The organism is [Clostridium] symbiosum ATCC 14940, from assembly GCF_000466485.1.
Lineage (GTDB): Bacteria > Bacillota > Clostridia > Lachnospirales > Lachnospiraceae > Otoolea > Otoolea symbiosa.
On sequence record NZ_KE992832.1, the window covers coordinates 1 to 1,614 of the forward strand.

Genomic DNA, 1,614 nt, shown 5'->3' on the forward strand with positions numbered 1-1,614 from the left:
AGCCTGCTAATAAAAAGTCAAGCACTTTTTGAAAATTTTTGTGAAGTGATTTTATGGCACAACTCTAAGACCGCCTCATCAGCCGGTCAAAAAGAAAGCCGTAATAGACGGAATGATTATTCGTTTTGTTCCAGACTGCGCAGATGTGCTTTTACCTTGCCGTAGTAGATGCGGAGGAACTTATTCGCACCAGCAGTCATGTACACATAGTAAGGTTTTCCTTCGGAACGCTTCCGGTTCAGAAACTGGTAGACAGGTTCATTCTCCGGGGCATTCTGGAGCAGGGTGGTCATGACCTGGAACAGGGTCTTACGGAGCCTGCCGGTTCCACATTTGGAAGCTTTGTTGCTCTTTGAGTTGTGCTGCCCTGACTGCTCCACACCGGGATCGACACCTGCAAAAGCAGTGATTGCCTCCCGATGGGTAAATCTTGAAACATCGCCAATCTCAGCAATGAGCTGGGGACCGTAAGTTTTGCCCACGCCATACATGCCCATGACAACCTCGTATTCTGGGAGCGTGGAAGCAAGTGCATTCATCTCCCTGCGGAGCTGTTCGATATGGGCAGAGGCAAGATTGAGCTGCTGGATACTCTGCTGGATCAGAAGCTTATAGGACGTCTCCTTTGGGAACACGGCAACAAGCTCTTTAGAGGCGTTAAACAGTTCTTCTGGTTTGGAAGGCTGATAAATATAATGGTGTTTCCTGCAGAAAGCTTCATAGCGCACTGTAAAAGCTTTCAAGCCGGTTTTACGGACACAGTCCACATGCCAGAATGAGTAAGCGTAATCGACCCATTTTTCACTGCCATCTTCACGGGCAGGGCTGTTGAACAGTTTATTTACACCGGGGTATGTATTATCCAACAGTGCAATCAGGTTTGCCTTTGCGGCAACCTTTTGCTTCATAAAGAAGCTGAATTGTGAATTTAAGGTTTTCAATTGGTTACGTGTATTGTCCATACATGAATACTGCCGCAGTTCAGCCCAGTTGTCAAGGGTATAGCGTGCTATCTTTTTAGCATCAGCAGGGTCAGATTTGACCTTGCGCAACGTATTGTTACCAAAGTTTTTAATCAGATGCGGATTGACGACAGTTACAAAAAACCCGGCATTAGAGAGGGAGTTAGCCATGGACTCATGGTATCTGCCAGTACACTCCATTACAATCCTTGTATCCCCTTCAAGTGAAGCCAGATAATTTGATAGTTCTTTTAAGGATTGGGAAGTGTGAAAAACATCAAAGGGTTTCCTGACAATGACGCCTCCGGGCTGCAGGACTGCGATGGTGCTCTTGCCCTTTGAGACATCAATACCGACAGCGTTGTACATCCTAATGTACCTCCTGAAAATGAATTTGCATGGTATCCAGCATTCCTCACTGCTTATTCAATCTCCTGGGGTATCAAACGGACATGTACAAGGACAGTCCAACCTGCATAAATCGAACGGCTGCAAATGATAGGCTGGCTGACTGGCTTTCTTGCGGACACCTAAAGTGGTCCTAGGAGGTGTCGTCATACCAATGCCTAATCATTATACAGCTTAAACAATGAGAGGATTAAGTCCCAACTGGCTGTTGGGTACTGAAACCCTACACTTATATATTAGGAGC

1 protein-coding gene is annotated in these 1,614 nt (G+C 46.1%); it reads right to left on the reverse strand.

The annotated features are described in order from the left end of the window. Positions 1-116: 116 nt before the first annotated feature. Positions 117-1,331: an IS110 family RNA-guided transposase gene (locus tag CLOSYM_RS03950; RefSeq protein ID WP_003511277.1), complete on the reverse strand. Its 1,215-nt coding sequence runs from the start codon at positions 1,329-1,331 to the stop codon at positions 117-119. Positions 1,332-1,614 lie beyond the last annotated feature (283 nt).

Bases quoted from the DNA above. Each gene is read 5' to 3' on its own strand.
- CLOSYM_RS03950 (WP_003511277.1), bottom strand. From the start codon at position 1,331: ATGTACAACGCTGTCGGTATTGATGTCTCAAAGGGCAAGAGCACCATC.